The sequence below is a fragment of the Hymenobacter psychrophilus genome (genome assembly GCF_900107135.1).
Taxonomy (GTDB): domain Bacteria; phylum Bacteroidota; class Bacteroidia; order Cytophagales; family Hymenobacteraceae; genus Hymenobacter; species Hymenobacter psychrophilus.
In genome coordinates this window covers 120033-137281 of record NZ_FNOV01000004.1, presented here as the reverse complement: position 1 = coordinate 137281, position 17249 = coordinate 120033, and the positions used below count along the sequence as shown (strand labels likewise).

Annotated in this window: 18 protein-coding genes; 6 read left to right on the top strand and 12 right to left on the bottom strand. The window is 58.4% G+C overall.

The genetic code is table 11. From position 1 onward, the window contains the following. Nucleotides 1–67: 67 nt before the first annotated feature. Entirely contained in the window at nucleotides 68–994 is a 927-nt protein-coding gene (locus BLW21_RS07410) for a WD40 repeat domain-containing protein (RefSeq protein WP_092738820.1), read from the bottom strand. Between the two features lie 169 nt (nucleotides 995–1163). Here BLW21_RS07410 and BLW21_RS07405 point away from each other — a divergent pair, with 169 nt between their 5' ends. Next, nucleotides 1164–1817 (top strand): 4'-phosphopantetheinyl transferase superfamily protein, encoded by a 654-nt coding sequence (locus tag BLW21_RS07405; RefSeq protein ID WP_092738819.1) that lies wholly within the window; start codon nucleotides 1164–1166, stop codon nucleotides 1815–1817. Nucleotides 1818–1945: 128 nt separating this feature from the next. After that, nucleotides 1946–2548 carry a redoxin domain-containing protein gene (locus tag BLW21_RS07400; RefSeq protein WP_092738818.1) on the top strand — a complete coding sequence of 201 codons (603 nt, stop codon included), beginning with the start codon at nucleotides 1946–1948 and terminating at the stop codon, nucleotides 2546–2548. Between the two features lie 80 nt (nucleotides 2549–2628). Here the strand turns inward: BLW21_RS07400 and BLW21_RS07395 are convergent, their stop codons facing one another. From BLW21_RS07395 to BLW21_RS07345, 11 genes are all read right to left on the bottom strand, one after another. Next, the gene (locus tag BLW21_RS07395; RefSeq protein WP_092738817.1) at nucleotides 2629–3495 is read right to left on the bottom strand and encodes a transglutaminase-like domain-containing protein; all 867 of its coding nucleotides are present in this window, start codon (nucleotides 3493–3495) and stop codon (nucleotides 2629–2631) included. 166 nt (nucleotides 3496–3661) lie between these two features. Next, on the bottom strand, nucleotides 3662–4840 hold the full coding sequence (locus BLW21_RS07390; protein ID WP_092738816.1) for a hypothetical protein: 1179 nt from the start codon (nucleotides 4838–4840) through the stop codon (nucleotides 3662–3664). A 166-nt stretch (nucleotides 4841–5006) separates the two neighbouring features. Continuing rightward, the gene (locus tag BLW21_RS07385; RefSeq protein ID WP_092738815.1) at nucleotides 5007–5189 is read right to left on the bottom strand and encodes a hypothetical protein; all 183 of its coding nucleotides are present in this window, start codon (nucleotides 5187–5189) and stop codon (nucleotides 5007–5009) included. Next, a complete protein-coding gene (locus tag BLW21_RS07380; protein WP_092738814.1) occupies nucleotides 5186–5755 on the bottom strand; it encodes an ATPase in 570 nt (189 codons plus the stop codon). Before BLW21_RS07380 ends, BLW21_RS07385 begins: the two co-directional genes overlap by 4 nt. Further along, nucleotides 5752–6072, bottom strand: a complete 321-nt coding sequence (locus BLW21_RS07375) for a hypothetical protein (protein WP_092738813.1) — start codon at nucleotides 6070–6072, stop codon at nucleotides 5752–5754. The genes BLW21_RS07380 and BLW21_RS07375 overlap by 4 nt, the downstream gene beginning before the upstream one ends. A gap of 10 nt (nucleotides 6073–6082) precedes the next feature. Then, a complete protein-coding gene (locus tag BLW21_RS07370; RefSeq protein WP_092738812.1) occupies nucleotides 6083–6559 on the bottom strand; it encodes a hypothetical protein in 477 nt (158 codons plus the stop codon). Between the two features lie 10 nt (nucleotides 6560–6569). Next, nucleotides 6570–6785 (bottom strand): hypothetical protein, encoded by a 216-nt coding sequence (locus BLW21_RS07365; protein WP_092738811.1) that lies wholly within the window; start codon nucleotides 6783–6785, stop codon nucleotides 6570–6572. Nucleotides 6786–6877: 92 nt separating this feature from the next. Beyond that, a complete protein-coding gene (locus BLW21_RS07360) occupies nucleotides 6878–7225 on the bottom strand; it encodes a DUF3592 domain-containing protein (RefSeq protein ID WP_449404341.1) in 348 nt (115 codons plus the stop codon). A gap of 102 nt (nucleotides 7226–7327) precedes the next feature. Further along, the gene (locus BLW21_RS07355; RefSeq protein ID WP_092738809.1) at nucleotides 7328–8956 is read right to left on the bottom strand and encodes an acyl-CoA carboxylase subunit beta; all 1629 of its coding nucleotides are present in this window, start codon (nucleotides 8954–8956) and stop codon (nucleotides 7328–7330) included. Between the two features lie 293 nt (nucleotides 8957–9249). Further along, entirely contained in the window at nucleotides 9250–10254 is a 1005-nt protein-coding gene (locus BLW21_RS07350; protein WP_092738808.1) for an MlaD family protein, read from the bottom strand. 63 nt (nucleotides 10255–10317) lie between these two features. Further along, nucleotides 10318–11130 (bottom strand): N-acetylmuramoyl-L-alanine amidase family protein, encoded by an 813-nt coding sequence (locus BLW21_RS07345; protein WP_394331646.1) that lies wholly within the window; start codon nucleotides 11128–11130, stop codon nucleotides 10318–10320. 88 nt (nucleotides 11131–11218) lie between these two features. Between BLW21_RS07345 and BLW21_RS07340 the strand changes: the two genes are divergently transcribed. From BLW21_RS07340 to BLW21_RS07325, 4 genes are all read left to right on the top strand, one after another. Continuing rightward, nucleotides 11219–14161, top strand: a complete 2943-nt coding sequence (locus BLW21_RS07340) for a putative LPS assembly protein LptD (protein ID WP_139255120.1) — start codon at nucleotides 11219–11221, stop codon at nucleotides 14159–14161. Between the two features lie 239 nt (nucleotides 14162–14400). Further along, nucleotides 14401–15216: a 3-methyl-2-oxobutanoate hydroxymethyltransferase gene (gene panB, locus BLW21_RS07335; protein ID WP_092738806.1), complete on the top strand. Its 816-nt coding sequence runs from the start codon at nucleotides 14401–14403 to the stop codon at nucleotides 15214–15216. A gap of 123 nt (nucleotides 15217–15339) precedes the next feature. Further along, nucleotides 15340–16047 (top strand): RluA family pseudouridine synthase, encoded by a 708-nt coding sequence (locus tag BLW21_RS07330; protein ID WP_092738805.1) that lies wholly within the window; start codon nucleotides 15340–15342, stop codon nucleotides 16045–16047. 262 nt (nucleotides 16048–16309) lie between these two features. Further along, the gene (locus tag BLW21_RS07325) at nucleotides 16310–17065 is read left to right on the top strand and encodes an acyl-CoA desaturase (protein ID WP_092738804.1); all 756 of its coding nucleotides are present in this window, start codon (nucleotides 16310–16312) and stop codon (nucleotides 17063–17065) included. Nucleotides 17066–17249 lie beyond the last annotated feature (184 nt).

The window sequence follows — 17249 nt, the reverse complement described above, 5'->3', positions numbered from 1 at the left end:
CGAGCAATAAATTAGGAGCCTTTTCGCTGACTCCAGCCAGCCGAATCATCCTTCTAGCTTCTCGCTCCTAACTCCTAGCTTCTTCTACCTGCCAGACCACCAGACTACGGTCGTCGCTACACGAAACTAGCCTATTCTGGCTTCCCGGCCAAAATAACTTGTTTACGGAGGTACCGTGGCCGGCGTGGCGGGCGCGGTCAACAACGCGTAGCAGCTGCCCGGTAGCGGCGTCCCAGAGCTTGATGCTCTTGTCCATGCTGCAGGTGGCCAGCAGGCGGGCGTCGGGCGAAAAAATGAGGTGGTTGATAGTAAACATATGGGCCACCACGGTGCGTAGTGGCGCATAACCAGCAGCCACGTCGTAGGTGCGCAGGTGGGCGTCGCGGCCGGCAGCCAGCAGCTGGCCGCCATCGGGCGAGTAAGCGCAGGTGAACACCGAGTTGGTGGCCTCGGCAATGGTGTACTTAGTGGCCAGCGAATCGGCGTCGAGGATGTGGACCTGCCAGTCGGAGCCCCCCACGGCCAGCTCACCACGCTTCTCGTGCAGCGCCAGGCAGCGCAGGCTTTTATCGGAGATGCGGTGCAGGGTTTCGAGCCGGAAATCGGTGGTGCGCAATACCGCCAGCGTGCCATCGGCCAGGGCCACGTACAGGCGCTGCCGGACTTCGGAATAGCAGATATCGAAGATGGCCACGGGCGGCAGTGCGGTAGCGAAGGCCAGTTGTTTGCTAGCCAGGTCAATCACCTGCACACCCTGGAAATTATGGCCCAGCACCAGTAAATCGCGCTCTGGCAGCCGGCACAGCGCGTACACCGAATTTTCCACCTTTGCCACCAGCTCACCATCCTGCTCCGGCGCGGCGGCGTTCCAGGCGACTACCAACCCGTCGGGCCCGGCCGAATACACCACCTCCTCCCCTACCGTGCCGGTGAGGGCATACACGCAGTCGCGGTGGCCGGTGAGGGTAGCGAGTTTCTGAACAGATGGGCGCACGGTGGTTTGATAGTTTGATAGCTTGGTGAGCAAAGGTACTGTCATCCTGCGCTTGCGCAGGACCGTGTCACGCTGGAGCGACCGTAGCAACGTGATACGGTCCTGCGCAAGCGCAGGATGACAGTACCTTTGCCCTCGAAATAGCCCCACCAAATCGCCAAACCACCACATGCCGCTGCATTCGCTCTCTCCTGTTTCCGCTACTGCTCTGCTGGGCCTGTGGCACCTGACGGAGCCGGCAGATAGACTCTGGGAGCAGCTTCCGACCCCAGCGCACTATCTGGCCCACTTCCCCGACGGCCGCGACGAGCTGCGGGCCCAACAGTGGCTGGCGGCCCGCGTGCTGGCCGCACAGCTGCTGCGCGAGCTGACCGATGCGCCCACTCCGCTCGAAAACGACCCGAACGGTCGGCCTTATTTCACCGGTCTGCCCGCTTTCAGCGTGTCGTTGTCGCACTCGGGCGAGTGGGTGGCGGCGCTGGTTGCCCGGGGTGCCGCAGCCGTTGGCACAGATATTGAACTCATCCGCCCAAAAGCCCAAAAGCTGGCCCGGCGGTTTCTATCGGAAACCGAACAGGCCGACGCCGGCAACGATGCAGCCAAGCACTGCCTGTACTGGAGTGCCAAGGAAACGCTCTACAAGCTGCATAGTCGCCGGGGGCTGGTGTTTAAAGAGCAATTGCTGCTCAATCCGTTTGAGCGACGGGAGGCCGGTGTTTTGACGGGACACCTGCTGTTAGAAAACTCCCGCCGCCAACACCAGATTCATTATTTTCAGCCCACCCCCGATTACGTGCTCACTTACTGCGTAGATGAAATGTGAAATGATGAGCTAGTGAAACGGTGAGTTGTAGCCCCAAAGGTGCTACAACTCACTTTGCGCAATGCGCGCCACCAGATTCTGCAGACAGCAACTCACGATTTCACTGCTCACAATTTTACCACTTCCCTATGACTTTCCGCCGCATTTCCCTGTTCGCCGCCGCCACATTGCTGTTCGGCATCTTCGCCGTTAGCTCGGCCCGCGCCCAGGGCAGCCGCTCAGTTGCCGATTTCAGCCTCAAGCAGGATAACACCGAAGTCAGCCTGAAAAACTACGCCGGCAGCAAAGCGGTGGTTGTGGTGTTCATCAACCAGACCTGCCCTTTCTCGATGCTCTACCAGAACCGGCTGGCGGCCCTCAGCGCCGACTACGGCGGCAAAGGCGTGCAGTTCCTGTTCATCGACACGCCCATTAATGTGGAGGCCGCTATTGATGCCAACGAAAAGGTGAAAGTAAAGGCCACTGGTGGCGCCTCCCTAACACTACTCACCGACGAAGGCCAGACCGTGAGCACGCTGCTCGGCGCCACCAAAACCCCCGAAGTAATTGTGCTGCAGCCTGCCAACGGCGGCTTTGCGGTGCGCTACAAAGGTGCCATCGATGATAATCCGCAGGTGGAGAACTACGTAAAGGAAAAGTACCTGGCCCAGGTGCTCGACAACCTGCTGGCCGGCCGCCCCGCCGGCGTAGCCGACAAACGTGCCGCCGGCTGCCTGATTAAGCGGTTTTAATCCAGACTTGCTTCCCAGTAAACGGCCACGGCCGGCCTGCGCCAGGGCGCGGGCCGGCCGTGGCCGTTTACTCTTCGCTGCTATTCGTTGGGGTCAGTGTCGGAGGGTTGCGGGTCGTCGGTGAGGATGGCCAGCAGCTGACCGACTTCCACGGCCTTGGCGGGCTCCTGCAGCTTCTCGAAGCTAAGCTGCAGGTTGCGCAGGGCCCGGCGCACAATGTCGAGGTGGGTGCAGGGCTGGAAGAAGATGTCGTTGGGGGTGAGGTTGAGCTGCTGCACGTAATGCTCGATATCGGTGCGCGAAAGCACCAGGCCGCGGTTGTAGCAGTTGATGTAGAAGGGCTCCAAGGGCGGCTCCAGCTGGTAGGTGAGCACGAACAGGTTGGGCAGGTTCACGCCAAAAACCGGCAGTTTAAGGCGCTGGGCCACCAGCAGGTAAATCACGCAGAGTGTGAGCGGGTTGCCACGCTTGGTTTCCAGCACCCGGTGCAGCATGGAGTTAGCCGGCGAGTGGAAGTTCTGAGTGTTGGCCGCGAACTTATGGGCCCGAAACAGCACGTGGTTGAGCGTCTGGACCTGGTCGGCGGGGTGCATTTCGGGCTGCAGCAGCGTCCAGACCTCGAACCGCAGCTGCTCGATGGCCCGGTTCAGGCTCTGAAAATCGGCGTCGGGGTACTGGTAGGAATTCAGCAGCCACATGCCCTCCAGCAGGTTTTCGGCCCCTGCCTCGCGCCACACCCGAAAGCGCTGCTGCAGGCCCTCAAACTGCAGATGATGGATCAGGTCTTCGAGGCGTTGCTGCTGGCGCGGGTCGAGGCTTTCTTCCCAGCTTTCCTCCAGAAACGGAATAATGGTTTCGCCCAGCGTCTGGATTTTGTCCTCCGCATGAGGAGCAATTTCCGGGTCGTCGAGCAGGGAAATGAGGGCCTTGATTTCGCGGTTGGTCATGAGGGAGAAAGCGGCGGGCGGTAATGAAAACAGGGCGGGCGCCAAAACGGGCACCAGAAACGAATGGACACAACCGACGCGGATTTGCGCCGCGGGTTGCCAGTAGGTAACACCCCGACCAGGCCACTTTGTTCGGCTGAAAACCGCTGTATCGCGAAGATCCGCTTTACAGCTTAATATACATCGGCCCCGCGCCGGGCCGCGGAATTTTGTAGTCTTTCAGGAATGCCTTCAGGGCGTTGGGGTCGTGGCCGAAGGCCGTTACTTCCGCTTCGAGCTGCCGGATTTTCTGTTCCAGGTTCGCCTTCATGTGCAGAAAATCCAACTCCATCGCAGCGCGGCTAGTGGTGTAAAAGTACCCCTGCCCGGTGAAACTCTGCAACGCCGTTTGCTCGTCGAACAGCTGCTGGTCCAGCTCGCGGGCCTGCTCGCGCAGCAGCTTGTTGAAGTAGCGCAGCCGGTCTTCGGCCAGGTTTTCGAGGTGGGCCTGGTCGATGCGATTGAGTTCGAGCTGCAGGCGCAGCAGCGTGAGCAACTCGCCGGCCTTATAGGCAGTCGTGACGCGGGCCAGCAGCTCGGTTTTACGGATTTTCTCGGCCTCGTCGGGCTCCCGGTCGGGGTGCAGGTGCTTCACCAGGTCCATGTACAAGGTACGCACGGCCTGGGTGGTGTTCTGCTCCTCGGCCTTTTTCTTGTCGGCGGCGGCCTGCTGTTTGGGGCTCTTTTTGCGTTTGGCGCGGCGCTCCTGGGCTTCGGCCTCCTGCTGCTCGTACTCGGCTTTCCGGGCGGCCAGCTGTTGGGTCACGTAGGCCTGAAACTTCGCGGGCGTGCTCACGTCGGCATCCTCATCGAACTCGATGCCGAACTGCCGCCGGTACATATCCTTCATCATCTCGGCCGTTTGCGCCTCCAGGTCGGCTTCATCGGCGGCCAGCGCGGCAGCCTCTTCGGCCGTGGGCGGCGGGTCGAGCGTATCGAAAATAGGCTCCAAATCGTCGTAGCCGCGGTCGAGCAGGTCGGCGCAGCGGTGCACGACTAAATCCACAATTTTGTTGCGCTCGGTTTTGGTGAGCTTCTGGTGCTCGTAGGCGTGGCCCAGCGCCCGTACCAAGGCGGCCCGCTGGTCGTGGTGCCGGGTTTGCAGGGGCCGGTACTCGTTCTGCACCCGCTGGCGCAGCTGGTCGGCGGCGGCCCGAAATTCGCTCACTTCCCCTTCGAGCTTGCCAATGCGCTTGGTGAGCCGGTTAAAGGCTTTCTGCTCCTTGGAAAGCGAGTCGGCGCCCGCGCTGGCAACCGGAATGTGGACGAGGGCGGGCTGGGGAGCCGGGGTTGGCTTCTTGGCCATAGCGAAATAAGCGAAGTGGGCGGGCAAATTACGGCCGTTTCAGGTTTTTGGCGCTTTAGTCAGGTTGCAACGGCCCCACGCTGGGGCGGCGCCCCCAAAACGCCAGCGGCCCGCCGCCCCGGGTGGAACTGGCGGGCCGGGGTATGAGAAGCAACGGCGACAATACTCAAGCTGCTTTTGAGGCGGCGGGGGGCAATTCATCAGGGGAAACAGCTACCACCTGCCCATTCTGCACGATGACGACCGGCGTTTGTTTGTAGCGTTTAAAAGCCAGCATATGCTCATAGGCTGCATCCAAGCCTTCCTGAATCTGCTGACTGGTAGTAGTGCCTTGTGATGGTTGGTTCATCTGTGCTGGGCGGTTAAGGATTCCCAAATTACAGGATTTAGAATAGCTGTCCGTCCTGACTCGTGCTCAGCTATTCTCTCGGGTCTTCCGTGCGTATTATCAACAAACGTCCAGTTATCCACGGCGTTCCGGTATCGGCCAAAAAAATACCGCAGCCCCAGTTCATAGCGCCGCCGGATTACCTCTTCCGGGATGTTGTGGCCGCCTTCCAGCACCCGCACCCGGACCCGCTCGACGGCGGCTTCCACGGAGCTAAGCCAGAAAAACAGCAGATGCACCGCGTAGCCCCGCTGCCGGGCCTCTCGGATAAAGGCCAGGTAGTGCCGCGTGGCCAGCGTGGTTTCCAGCGCAAACGTTTCGCCGGCCGCCAGTAGCTCCCGCAGCCGCGTGAGCATCAGCCGGCCGGCCTGAACGCTCACGGTTTCCGGCTGAAACGGCGAGAGGCCCCGCGCAATTTCATCGGCATTCACGAACTCCCGGCAACCCAGCAGATTCGGCAGCAACGCGTAGGCGGCCGTGGTTTTGCCCGCTCCGTTGCAGCCCGCCAGGATGTAAAGCGTTTTCATGAGTCCCCCAATTCTATAAAGTATTGATTCGGGTTGGCTAGTTGGAACATTTGACGCCATTCAGATATAGGAACTGCTGTTTCTTCGGTTAGCTCATCAAATGTTATCCAGCTTTGAGCATGTTGAGACAGTTTTTTTAACTGCTGGATAGTTTCCTCACTGATAAGCTTACGGCCGTATCGTGCTGGCCCATGATTTACGATATGCCATAAAGCGTATTCCAGCCCGTCCATCCAGCCTGCACACCACGCCTCTTCTGAGAGGCTAATCATCAAATCGCAAAGTTCCTTCTGCTGCTTATTGAAGTCATTGTACATAAGTTGTTGTCTAAAGGATTTTCCCGTCAGAAAACACTTCTAAAAACTGCCGACCAATGTTTTCATTCCGAAACTTCACCAAAGTCACGTCGCTATCGAAGCAAACTATTTCTATTTCAGAAGCTGCCAATTGAAACGCCTCTGGCTTTGTCCATAGCTCTCTGTTTCCGTCAGCGTAAGGCACTTCATCTTTTGATAAATCTGGCGCGTTGCCCGTTACGCCACAGAAAACACCCCACACCACTTGTATATCGGTGTCAGCCATGGTGTCATACAGCGTCTTGCCAGATACTACCGTGTATGAGTAGTAGCGCTCCATCTGCTCTTCCCATTCGGCAACTGTCGGAATGAAGTCCCCAAGGTGCCAGCATTGCAGATTCGAAATAACCCAGGTCAATTCCTCCACCTGCTGACGGATTGCCGGTAGCAGTCGGCCTAAATGTGTTTGCCAGCGAAACTGCGGTACTTCATCTAACAAAATAGTCATCACACCTGAATCACGTCCACGTTGTATATCTTCTCAATCGGAACGAATGTATTATTCTCCCAACGGCCGGCACGCTCACCGTTTCCAGCTGAAACGGCGAGAAGCCCCGCGCAATTTCATCCGCATTCACGAACTCCCGACAACCCAGCAGATTCGGCATTAGCGCATAAGCGGCCGTGGTTTTGCCCGCCCCGTTGCAGCCCGCCAGGATATAGAGCGTTTTCATAGACATGAAGATAAGCCGCTGCCCCCATTACGCCAGCGGCCCGCCGCTCCGAATAGAGTTGGCGGGCCTGGAGCATCGTTAAGTATGCAGCGCTATTTCTGGCTAAAGCTGCTTAGAAAATTACTAGCCAGGTAATAGCCCCCACCCATAATAATAGCAGCAACTCCAGCGGCCAAGAGAATTGCACTAACGCCGAAGGTGCCGAAGTACGTCAAAATCGTGACCTCTGCAGGGTCATTGGGGTCATAAACTGCTTGAATCACCTCCCCTACTTCCCAGTTGGAAGGATTGCTGGAATAATTCGGCTCGTGGGTTAGCACTTCGTTTGCGCGGGTTACATAACGATACACTGGACGGTAGCTGTATCCATCACTGTCAGTGATACGCTTCACCTCAACAACCGTAGCAGTCGTTACTTCACCATGTTTGAGCAGTGCCATCTTACTACTAAAGACATAGAAGCTTGCTCCAATTAGGCCTATTCCTACCAGAAATGTTATACCGTACCACATCCTGCTGCCATTTCACGGATTAATTGTTCCTCACACCTGAATCACGCCCACGTTGTACGCCTTTTCAATGGGCGCGTGGTTGGCCATGCTGATGCCCTGGGAAATGACTTTGCGGGTTTCCAGCGGGTCGATGATGGCATCGACCCAGAGGCGGGCCGCGGCGTAGTAGGGCGAGAGTTGCTCCTCGTAGCGGGCCTTGATGGTGTCGAGCAACTCCTTCTCGGCTTCGGGCGTGATTTCCTGGCCCTTGGCTTTGAGCGAGGCCACCTGAATCTGGAGCAGGGTGTTGGCGGCCGCCGCGCCGCTCATCACGGCCAGTTGGGCGGTGGGCCAGGCCACGATCAGGCGCGGGTCGTAGGCTTTGCCGCACATGGCGTAGTTGCCGGCTCCGTAGCTGTTGCCGATGATGACCGAGAACTTGGGCACCACCGAGTTGGCCATGGCATTCACCATCTTCGCCCCGTCCTTGATGATGCCGCCGTGCTCACTCTGGGAGCCCACCATGAAGCCCGACACGTCGTGCAGGAACACCAGCGGAATCTTCTTCTGGTTGCAGTTCATGATGAAGCGCGCCGCCTTGTCGGCCGAGTCGGAGTAGATGACGCCGCCCATCTGCATGGCGCCCTTCTTGGTCTTCACGATTTTGCGCTGGTTGGCCACAATGCCCACGGCCCAGCCCTCGATGCGCGCCAGCCCGCAAATCAGCGTCTGGCCGTAGAGGTCTTTGTAGGGCTCAAACTCCGAATTGTCGACCAGCCGGTTGATGATGTCCATCATGTCGTAGGGCTTGGCGCGGTCGGCGGGCAGCAGGCCCAGCATTTCCGTGGGGTTTTCCTTGGGCGCGGCAGCTTCCTTACGCGAGAAGCCGGCCGTGGCCTGGCCGCCCATCTTGTCGAAGATGTTACGAATGTGGTCGAGGCACTGCTCATCGTTTTCGAACTTGTAGTCCGTGACGCCCGAAATTTCGGAGTGGGTGCTGGCCCCACCCAGGGTCTCGTTGTCGATGGATTCGCCAATGGCCGATTTCACCAGGTAGGAGCCCGCCAGGAATACCGAGCCGGTGCCGTCCACAATCATGGCCTCGTCGCTCATAATGGGCAGGTAGGCCCCGCCGGCCACGCAGGGGCCCATGATGGCGGCCAGCTGCACGATGCCCATAGAACTCATCACGGCGTTGTTGCGGAAGATGCGGCCGAAGTGCTCCTTATCGGGAAAGATTTCGTCCTGCATGGGCAGGTACACGCCCGCCGAATCGACGAGGTAGATGATGGGCAGCTTGTTTTCGATGCTGATTTCCTGGGCCCGCAGGTTCTTCTTGGCCGTAATCGGGAACCAGGCCCCGGCCTTCACGGTGGCGTCGTTGGCCACCACCACGCACTGCCGGCCCTGCACCCAGCCAATGACCACCACCACGCCGCCGCCGGGGCAGCCGCCTTCCTCCTGGTACATGCCTTCGCCCGCGAAGGCTCCGATTTCCACCGTTTCCGCGCCCTCGTCCAACAAATACGTAATCCGCTCCCGGGCCGTGAGCTTGCCCTTTTCCTTGTGCTTGGCAATGCGCTTTTCGCCGCCGCCGAGGGCCACGCGCTTGCGGCGCTGCGAGAGTTGAAACAGGAGTTGCTTAAGGCTGTCTTCGTTTTTGTTGAATTCGAGGTTCATGGGGTGGGAATGGGTGGGTGGGTAGAATTGGGTGGGGTAGATTTGAACTGCTAGAAAGAACGGTCATGCTGAGCCTGCCGAAGCATCTCTACCGCTTCGTTTAGTCAACAGAGTTACCTGGTGGTAGAGATGCTTCGACTACGGCTGGCGTACTCTGGCTCTATGCGCCACATGCTCAGCATGACACTGTCCTTGTTACCAGTTCCAACCATTTCAGATACCAGTTAAAAGCAAAGAAATCCGCCTGGGTGGGCGGATTTCAAAGGTAAGCAGATTGGCGGAAGCCGGCCGGGCTATTTCACCGTTTTGGTTTCCATTTCGGTTTCGATAACCGTGCCGTTGGGCTTGGTCACGGTGGTTTCCACTTCCTTCTTCGACTTCTTGCCGCCGCCAAACACCGAGAAATGCACGTACTTTTTGGGGTTGGCCTGCAGGTCGGAAATCAGGGCGTTGGAGCTGGCGGCGGTGGCGTTGAGGTTACGGTAGAGAGTGCTGTCGCTGAGCAGCTTACCCAACGAGCCCTGCTGGTCGGTGAGCGAGCGGTTGAGGGTGGTAATGGCGCTCTGGGCCTCGGTCATGGTGTTGTTGAGCTTACGCATGGCCGGGCCGACGGGCGCATCCTTTAGCGAGTCGCTAAGCAGGGCGAAGTTGGAGGCTACGCGGTCGAACTTCTTGCTTGTCTTGTTCAGGTCGGCCGTGAGCGTGGCCATGTTGCTGGTAATCTGGTTGATGTTGCGCTGGTTGAGCAGCAGCAGGTTTTTGAGCGCCTCGGTGGCCGCCTGGCTGTTGAGCAGCGTGGCTTGCAGGCTCAGGCGGGCATCCTTATTGAGGAAGGCGTTTACCTTGGTCAGCGTCGAATCGACGGTACCCAGCACCGGCAGGGCCTTGGCCTGGAACGCGTCGGTGAGGCTGGCCACGGTGTACGACTTCAGCTCCTCGCCACCATCAAACACCTGGGAGTTGCGGCCCAGAAACAGGGTAATGGTTTTCGAGCCCAGCAACGAGCCGCTCAGGCTGGCCACGGTCGAGTCGCCCACCGTTACGCCCTTCTGCAGCTCGACCGACACTTTTACGCGGTTGGCTTCCTCGGGCAGCAGTTCCATCTGCTTCACCTGGCCCACCTTGATGCCGTTCAGAATCACGGGGTTGCCAATAGCCAGCCCGTCTACGTTGTCATACTTGGCAAAGTACGTGCGGTCAGACGACAGGATATTGCTGCCCTTCAAGAAGTTGAAGCCAAAAATGAGCAGGGCCACGGCTACTATACCCAGCAGGGCTACTTTTATTTCTTTGGACACGGGAGGTCGCGGTTATATGGAGGGGAAAGAGTCAGCAGACGGGCCGGCAGTTATATGGCCGGGTTAGTCGCCCGAGCCGGTTTCCAGCTCCTGCTTGTATTCGCGGAAAGCCTGGTAGATGCCCGAGGCCATATACGCCTGATTTGTTTTATCGTTCAGATACAGTTCTTCCTGCCGGTTGGTCAGAAAGCCTGACTCAATCAGTACGGAGGGCATGGCCGATTTCCAGAGCACCAGAAAGCCCGCCTGCTTCACGCCCCGCGAAGGCCGCTTGAGCGTGGTGCGGAACTGCTGGTCGATTTTCTGAGCGAAGCGCAGGCTGTTGACCATGTAGGCGCTCTGAAACAGGCTGAACAGAATATGACTCTGCGGCGAAGTAGGATCAAAGCCGTTGTATTGCTCTTTGTAGTTGTCCTCCTGCAGAATTACCGAATTCTCGCGCTTGGCTACGGCCAGGTTGGCATCGGTTTTATGCGGGCCCATGGTCCAGACCTCGGTGCCGTGGGCCGCGGGCGAGCTGGCGTTGCAGTGGATGGAGATGAACAGATCGGCGTTGAGCTTATTGGCGATATTGGCGCGGTCGGCCAGTTCCACAAACACGTCGGTTTTGCGGGTGTACACCACTTTCACATCGGGCATTTTCGACTCAATTTCCTTGCCCAGGGCCAGTACCAGCTTCAGGGCCACGTCGGCTTCGCGGGCCGAAACGCCGGTGCAGCCGCGGTCTTTGCCCCCGTGCCCGGCATCAAGCACCACCGTTCGGAGCCGGTAGCGCACGGGCGGCGGGGCCGCCGACCGCGGGGCCGGGGTGAGGGGAGAAGTAAATTCGGCGAAAAGAAGAAGGGCCGCCGTGCCCAGAGCGACAATATTCCGCACGGAGTTCGTTAGTTGAGGCAGCTACCGGCTACCTTTGCAAACCGCCACAAAATAAACGATAAATAACTACGTGGCTCTATTCGCGCCTGTGTTTCATCTCTTAACACGTTTATTCGGGCACCTGCCAGCGCCGGTTGTGGTGCTTACGCTGCTGCTGAGCCTGGGGTTGCTGACGGCTCCGGCCCGGGCCCAGACAACGCCGACGCCTACCCGCCAGCAGCCGCTGCCGGCCCAGCAGGTGCCCCAGCCAACCCCGGCGCCCGGCACCCAAGTGTCGCCGAGCACCAACGTGCAGGGCGATGTGCGCCCGCTGCCTACCATCGTGAATCCGCCCAAGCCCGACGGCCGCGTGCGCGCCGATACCACCGGCCTGCGGGTAGGCGGCACGCCCGACTCGGTGGGCCTGGGCGTGGGCCGCAAGGGTGCCGTGGAGACGACCGTGCTTTATAAGGCCAAGGACTCCATCCGGTTCGAGGTGCAGAATAAACGCGCCATTCTCTTCGATAAAGCCGATGTAACCTACGGCGACGTGAACCTGAAGGCAGCCCTGATTACGGTGGATTACGAGCGCAACCTGGTAACGGCCGAGGGCGTGGCCGACTCGACGGGCAAGATGCAGGACCGGCCGCTGTTCACGCAGGGAGCCGAAACCTACCAGGCCGGCCGCATCGACTACAACATCAAGAGCAAGCGCGGCCGCATTACCGATGTGGTGACCCAGCAGGGCGAGGGCTTCATTCATGCCGAAAAAATCAAGCGCCAGCCCAACGGCGACATCAATGGCCTGCACGGCAGCTACACCACCTGCAACCTCGAGCACCCGCACTTCTATATCAATGCTTCCAAGATGAAGCTCATCCCCGGGCAGCAGGTTATCACCGGGCCTTTCAACTTGGTTATCGGGGATATTCCGACGCCGCTGGGCTTCCTGTTTGGCTACTTCCCCACGCCTAAATCCAACAAGCGGGCTTCGGGTCTCATCATTCCTACTTTCGGCCAGGCCGCCGACCGGGGCTTCTTTCTGCGCAACGGCGGCTACTACTGGGCCGCCAACGACCACATTGGTGTGCGCCTGACGGGCGACATTTACGCCGGCAATGGCGACCGGTTCGGCGGCTGGCGGGGCACGGCCGAGATGCAGTACATCACCCGTTACAAGTACAACGGACTGTTCTCGTTCGGCTTCAATTCGAACCCTATCGAGCGCACCTTCAATAGCACCGACGCCAACACCAACCCTACTTACACGCCGCCCAGCTCCCAGAATTCGTTCTTCCTTTCGTGGCGGCACACGCCGGTACCGCAGCCAGGAGGCGGGCGGTTTTCGGCCAGCGTGAACCTGACGTCGAGCAACGGCGCCTACCAGCGCAGTGCCGTGTTCAACCAGCGCAACTACCTGAGCGCGGCCTTTCAGTCGAACATCACCTACTCCAAGCAGCTGCGCAACGCGCCCATCAACTACTCGCTGCAACTCAGCCAAACCCAGGATACCCGGCTGGGCACGATGACGGCCAACCTGCCCGACCTGACGGTGGGCCTGGCCCGGCAATACGTGTACGACATTCTGAAAATCCGGCCCCGCAAGGCCTACGAGCAGCTGGCGTTTTCCTACAACCTCACGTTCCAGAACAGCCTGACCAACAATGTACCGGCCCGGTTGCTCAATAGCGGATCCATTCCGCTGCTGGGCGGCTCGCGCGAGCCCTACATTGTGCCCATCAAGCTCGGCAACCTAAGCCAGCTGCTACGCAACTCCCAGACGGGCATGAAGCACGACTTCAACATTACGCTGGGCAGCTACACCGTCAAGCACATCAATATCAGCCCCGGCATTACCTACAACGAGGTGTGGTACTTCAAGCGGCTCGAATACAGCTACAACCCATTAGCCCGGGCCGTGGCCATCGATACGGTGGTCAGCTTTAACCGTCTGCCTACGGGCTCGGCCAATATCAACCTGAACACGTCGTTTTACGGTACTATTATCCGCAAGGGCAACCACAAGTTTCAGGCGTTGCGCCACAAGGTTACGCCTAGTGTGGGTTTCAGCTACGCCCCCGGAAAGTTGCCGGGTTCGGCAGCTTTCCAGAACGTAAAACTCGACGACCTGCGCGACCCCGCTACCGGCCAGCTCTACTCCTCCAACCCACTGTATGGGGATGGCGTGCCGTTTCCGCAGTTCAACAACTTCATCTACGGCGTACCGCTCAACCGTTCCAACCGGCGCCTGTCTTTCCAGCTGCAGAACTCGGTGGAAATGAAGGTGCGCAACTCCGACGACACCACCGGCACCACGCCCTTCAACAAGGTGTCGCTGATTCGGGACCTGACCTTTTCGGGCGGCTACGATTTGGGCCGCGACACGTTTCAGCTGGAGCCAATTTCGTTCTCGTTCAATACCGAGGTGGCCCGCAAGCTCACGGTGTTCATCAACGGCAGCCTCAACCCCTACCAGCAGGATTCGCTGGGCCGGCTGCGCGATAAGTATCTGTGGCAACAGTCCAAGGTGCGACTGGCCCGCCTCACCAGCGCCAGCCTAAACCTGAGCTACCAGTTCAATCCCAGCCAGGGCAACCGCAAATCGGCCGTGAAGCGCGACGTCGCACCGCTCAATGATCCGCAGCTTGGGGCCGTTACCCCGCTCAACCCCTACGAAGACTACGTAAACTTCGAGATTCCCTGGGAGCTGAACACCACTTTTGGCCTTACCTACCAGAACCAGGGGCCGCTACCGGCGCGGTTTGGCCGGGTGCGCCCGGGCCCTTACACGGCCGCCTCGCTCAACCTGAACGGCTCGGTGAAACTGACTGAATCCCTGCGCTTCGGCTTCAGCAGCAACTACGACTTTGTGAACAAAACGCCTGCTTTCACCCGCCTCGACCTCACCAAGGACTTGCACTGCTGGCAAATAAACGGCACCTGGACACCCTTCGGGCCGGCCCGTGGCTACTTTATTACCATTGCTGCCAAATCGGCGCTGCTGCAAAGCCTCAAGCTGAGCCGCAACCGCACCTTCCTCAACAACCTGTAGGTATACTTAGCTATCAGCTGTAAGCTAATAGCTATTAGCTTTGTTCGGGTTTCCCCAAAGGACCCACCGCGTTGCTCTCCGTCCCCGGTGAGCGTCGCCTAAAGCCGGCAAAGCAATCCTGTGCTTTGCTCCCAGCTCCTTATGCACAGTTACGAGAGGTTTGGGCGACTTTCCAGGAGAAAATTATTCTACCGAACAGAAGCTGACAGCCATCAGCTACTAGCTAACAGCTAAAACACATGTCCCAACACAAGGAAGTGAAACTCGTGACCACGCACCAGTTGCTGGCCATGAAGGAGCGCGGCGAGAAAATTTCCATGCTCACGGCCTACGACTTCTCGATGGCCCAGATTCTGGACGGTGCAGGCATCGACGTGCTACTCGTCGGCGACTCGGCCTCCAACGTGATGGCCGGCCACGAAACCACGCTGCCCATCACGCTCGACCAGATGATTTACCACGCCCAGAGCGTGGTGCGGGCCGTGAAACGGGCCTTTGTGGTGGTGGATATGCCGTTTGGCTCTTATCAGGGCAATTCGTCGGAAGCCCTGCGCTCGGCCATCCGCATCATGAAGGAGTCGGGCGGGCACGGTATTAAGCTCGAAGGCGGGGCCGAAATCAAGGATAGCATCACCCGGATTCTGACGGCTGGCATTCCGGTAATGGGCCATCTGGGGCTTACTCCGCAAAGTATTTATAAATTTGGCACGTACTCGGTGCGGGCCAAGGAAGAAGTGGAGGCTCAGAAACTCATTGAGGATGCGCTGCTCTTGCAGGAAATCGGGTGCTTTGCCCTCGTGCTGGAGAAAATCCCATCGGGCCTGGCCAAGAAGGTCGCCGAGCAGCTCACCATTCCGGTTATCGGCATCGGTGCCGGCCCCGACGTAGACGGGCAGGTGCTGGTCGTGCACGATATGCTGGGCATTACCAAGGAGTTCAAGCCGCGTTTCCTGCGCCGCTACGCCGACCTCGGCGACGCTATGCACGACGCCGTGCAGCGCTACATCAGTGACGTAAAAGCCCGCGGCTTCCCTACTGCGGACGAAGCGTATTGATTTTAATTATGACTGTTGAATTATGGAGTATGAATTGGCCAATTGATTGGCGTGCACTCGAATAATTGAGTCATGCGCTTCCAATTCAAAATTCATATTCCATAATTCATAATTAACCACCGAGTGAACCGTCCCAACCTGTGGTCGGAGCAGAAAGAAATTCTGTTCGAAGACAACCACCTGCTCATCATCAACAAGCCCGCTGGTCTGCTCGTACAGGGCGACGCTACCGGCGACGAGCCCCTTTCCAACAAGGCTGAGGAGTACCTGCGCTTCAAGTACAAGAAGCCCGGCGCCGCCTTCGTGGGCGTGGTGCACCGCCTCGACCGGCCGGTAAGCGGCGTGGTGGTGCTGGCCAAAACCAGCAAGGCGCTGAGCCGCATGAACGAGCTGTTCCGCGACAACAAAATCAGCAAAACCTATTGGGCCCTGACCGGCAAATGCCCTGCTCCCATCGAAGGCCACCTCACCCACTGGCTGGTTAAGGACCCCATTCGCAACGTCACGAAAGCTTACCCCGAGCGCCACGGCCAAGGCCAGAAGTCGGACCTCGATTACCAAGTGCTGGGCGAAGCTGGCAACCGCTATCTGGTGCAGGTAAACCCCATCACGGGACGCCCTCACCAGATTCGGGTGCAGTTGAGCACCGGCCTGGGCACGCCCATCGTCGGCGACGTGAAGTACGGTTTTCTGGCCCCACTGCCCGATGTGAGCATTGCCCTGCACGCTCGCGAGCTACAGTTTAAACACCCGGTTACGAAAGAAGATATGCGCATTGTGGCGCCGCTACCGGACATTGCCCACTGGAAGGTTGCCGAGACGTATTGCTAGCCGCTGACAGGTAACGGAAAGACCGTCATTCTTCGACTCCGCTTCGCGGAGAATGTTGGCTTGGTTTTCGGGCACATGTGCCTTCCAACCTTGCCAACCGCAACAACATTATGGCCTTTTAGGCAGGGAAATTGCACTGGCGGTGGGGGTAAGCGTATTTTTGCGGTACAACTGCTGAACTTATATAGCATTTCCGCGCTTTGCTGCTCATACGCTTCGGCGGCTCCCTGACTTCGACCTCCTCACTCTTTCTGCCCTCTTCATGGCAATACTCATTTTCTTCGTTGCGCACTATTATTTGTCGCTGTTCACGCAGACTTTCTACCTGCACCGCTATGCGGCGCATAAGATGTTTACGATGAACAAGTTCTGGGAGAAGTTCTTCTTCCTGTTCACCTACATCTGCCAGGGCTCCTCTTTCCTGTCGCCGCGGGCCTACGCGTTGCTGCACCGCATGCACCACGCCTACTCCGATACCGAGTTGGACCCGCACTCGCCGCTGTACTCGTCGAATGCTTTCACGATGATGTGGAAGACCAAGAACATCTACAATGCCGTGCTCAACCGTGACTATGCCGCCGCCGAACGGTTCGAGGGTGACTATCCCGAGTGGAGCCTCATCGAGAACTTGGGCGACAAATGGTACTCCCGCGTGGCCTGGGGCACATTTTACGTGCTGTTCTATGTAAACTTCGCTACTGCTTGGTGGCAGTTTCTGCTGCTGCCGCTGCACTTCCTGATGGGCCCGATTCATGGCGCCATCGTGAACTGGGGCGGCCACAAGTACGGCTATCAGAACTTCGACAACCACGACCACTCCAAGAACACCCTGCCCTTCGATTTTCTAGCGTTTGGCGAACTGTTCCAGAACAACCACCACAAGCTGCCCATGCGCGTCAACTTTGCCGTGCGGAAGTGGGAGCTTGACCCTACCTACGCCTTCATCTGGGCGCTTGATAAAGTCAAAGTGGTGAAAATCAAACGCAAGTGGCAGGAAGACGTGCAAATGGCCGCTTAATCGGCTGGATACTTACGGTATTGAAAAGGGTTTCTCCGCGTGGGGAAACCCTTTTTTATTGATTCCAACCTAAGCAAAGGCAAAAGGAGCAGATTTGAATCCGGGCAATCCTTTTAATCCGCGCAATATGTGAGTACCTTTGCACCTCATTTTCAACCAGACGCACGGGATGCGTCGCTTAACC

What these genes read in the sequence shown, in the direction of transcription:
- BLW21_RS07400 (WP_092738818.1), top strand. Translation starts at nt 1,946, where the DNA reads ATGACTTTCCGCCGCATTTCCCTGTTCGCCGCCGCCACATTGCTGTTC.
- BLW21_RS07380 (WP_092738814.1), bottom strand. Translation starts at nt 5,755, where the DNA reads ATGAAAACGCTTTACATCCTGGCGGGCTGCAACGGAGCGGGCAAAACC.
- BLW21_RS07405 (WP_092738819.1), top strand. Translation starts at nt 1,164, where the DNA reads ATGCCGCTGCATTCGCTCTCTCCTGTTTCCGCTACTGCTCTGCTGGGC.
- BLW21_RS07370 (WP_092738812.1), bottom strand. Translation starts at nt 6,559, where the DNA reads ATGACTATTTTGTTAGATGAAGTACCGCAGTTTCGCTGGCAAACACAT.
- BLW21_RS07375 (WP_092738813.1), bottom strand. Translation starts at nt 6,072, where the DNA reads ATGTACAATGACTTCAATAAGCAGCAGAAGGAACTTTGCGATTTGATG.
- BLW21_RS07360 (WP_449404341.1), bottom strand. Translation starts at nt 7,225, where the DNA reads ATGGCACTGCTCAAACATGGTGAAGTAACGACTGCTACGGTTGTTGAG.
- BLW21_RS07355 (WP_092738809.1), bottom strand. Translation starts at nt 8,956, where the DNA reads ATGAACCTCGAATTCAACAAAAACGAAGACAGCCTTAAGCAACTCCTG.
- BLW21_RS07385 (WP_092738815.1), bottom strand. Translation starts at nt 5,189, where the DNA reads ATGAACCAACCATCACAAGGCACTACTACCAGTCAGCAGATTCAGGAA.
- BLW21_RS07395 (WP_092738817.1), bottom strand. Translation starts at nt 3,495, where the DNA reads ATGACCAACCGCGAAATCAAGGCCCTCATTTCCCTGCTCGACGACCCG.
- BLW21_RS07390 (WP_092738816.1), bottom strand. Translation starts at nt 4,840, where the DNA reads ATGGCCAAGAAGCCAACCCCGGCTCCCCAGCCCGCCCTCGTCCACATT.
- BLW21_RS07365 (WP_092738811.1), bottom strand. Translation starts at nt 6,785, where the DNA reads ATGAAAACGCTCTATATCCTGGCGGGCTGCAACGGGGCGGGCAAAACC.
- panB (WP_092738806.1), top strand. Translation starts at nt 14,401, where the DNA reads ATGTCCCAACACAAGGAAGTGAAACTCGTGACCACGCACCAGTTGCTG.
- BLW21_RS07325 (WP_092738804.1), top strand. Translation starts at nt 16,310, where the DNA reads ATGGCAATACTCATTTTCTTCGTTGCGCACTATTATTTGTCGCTGTTC.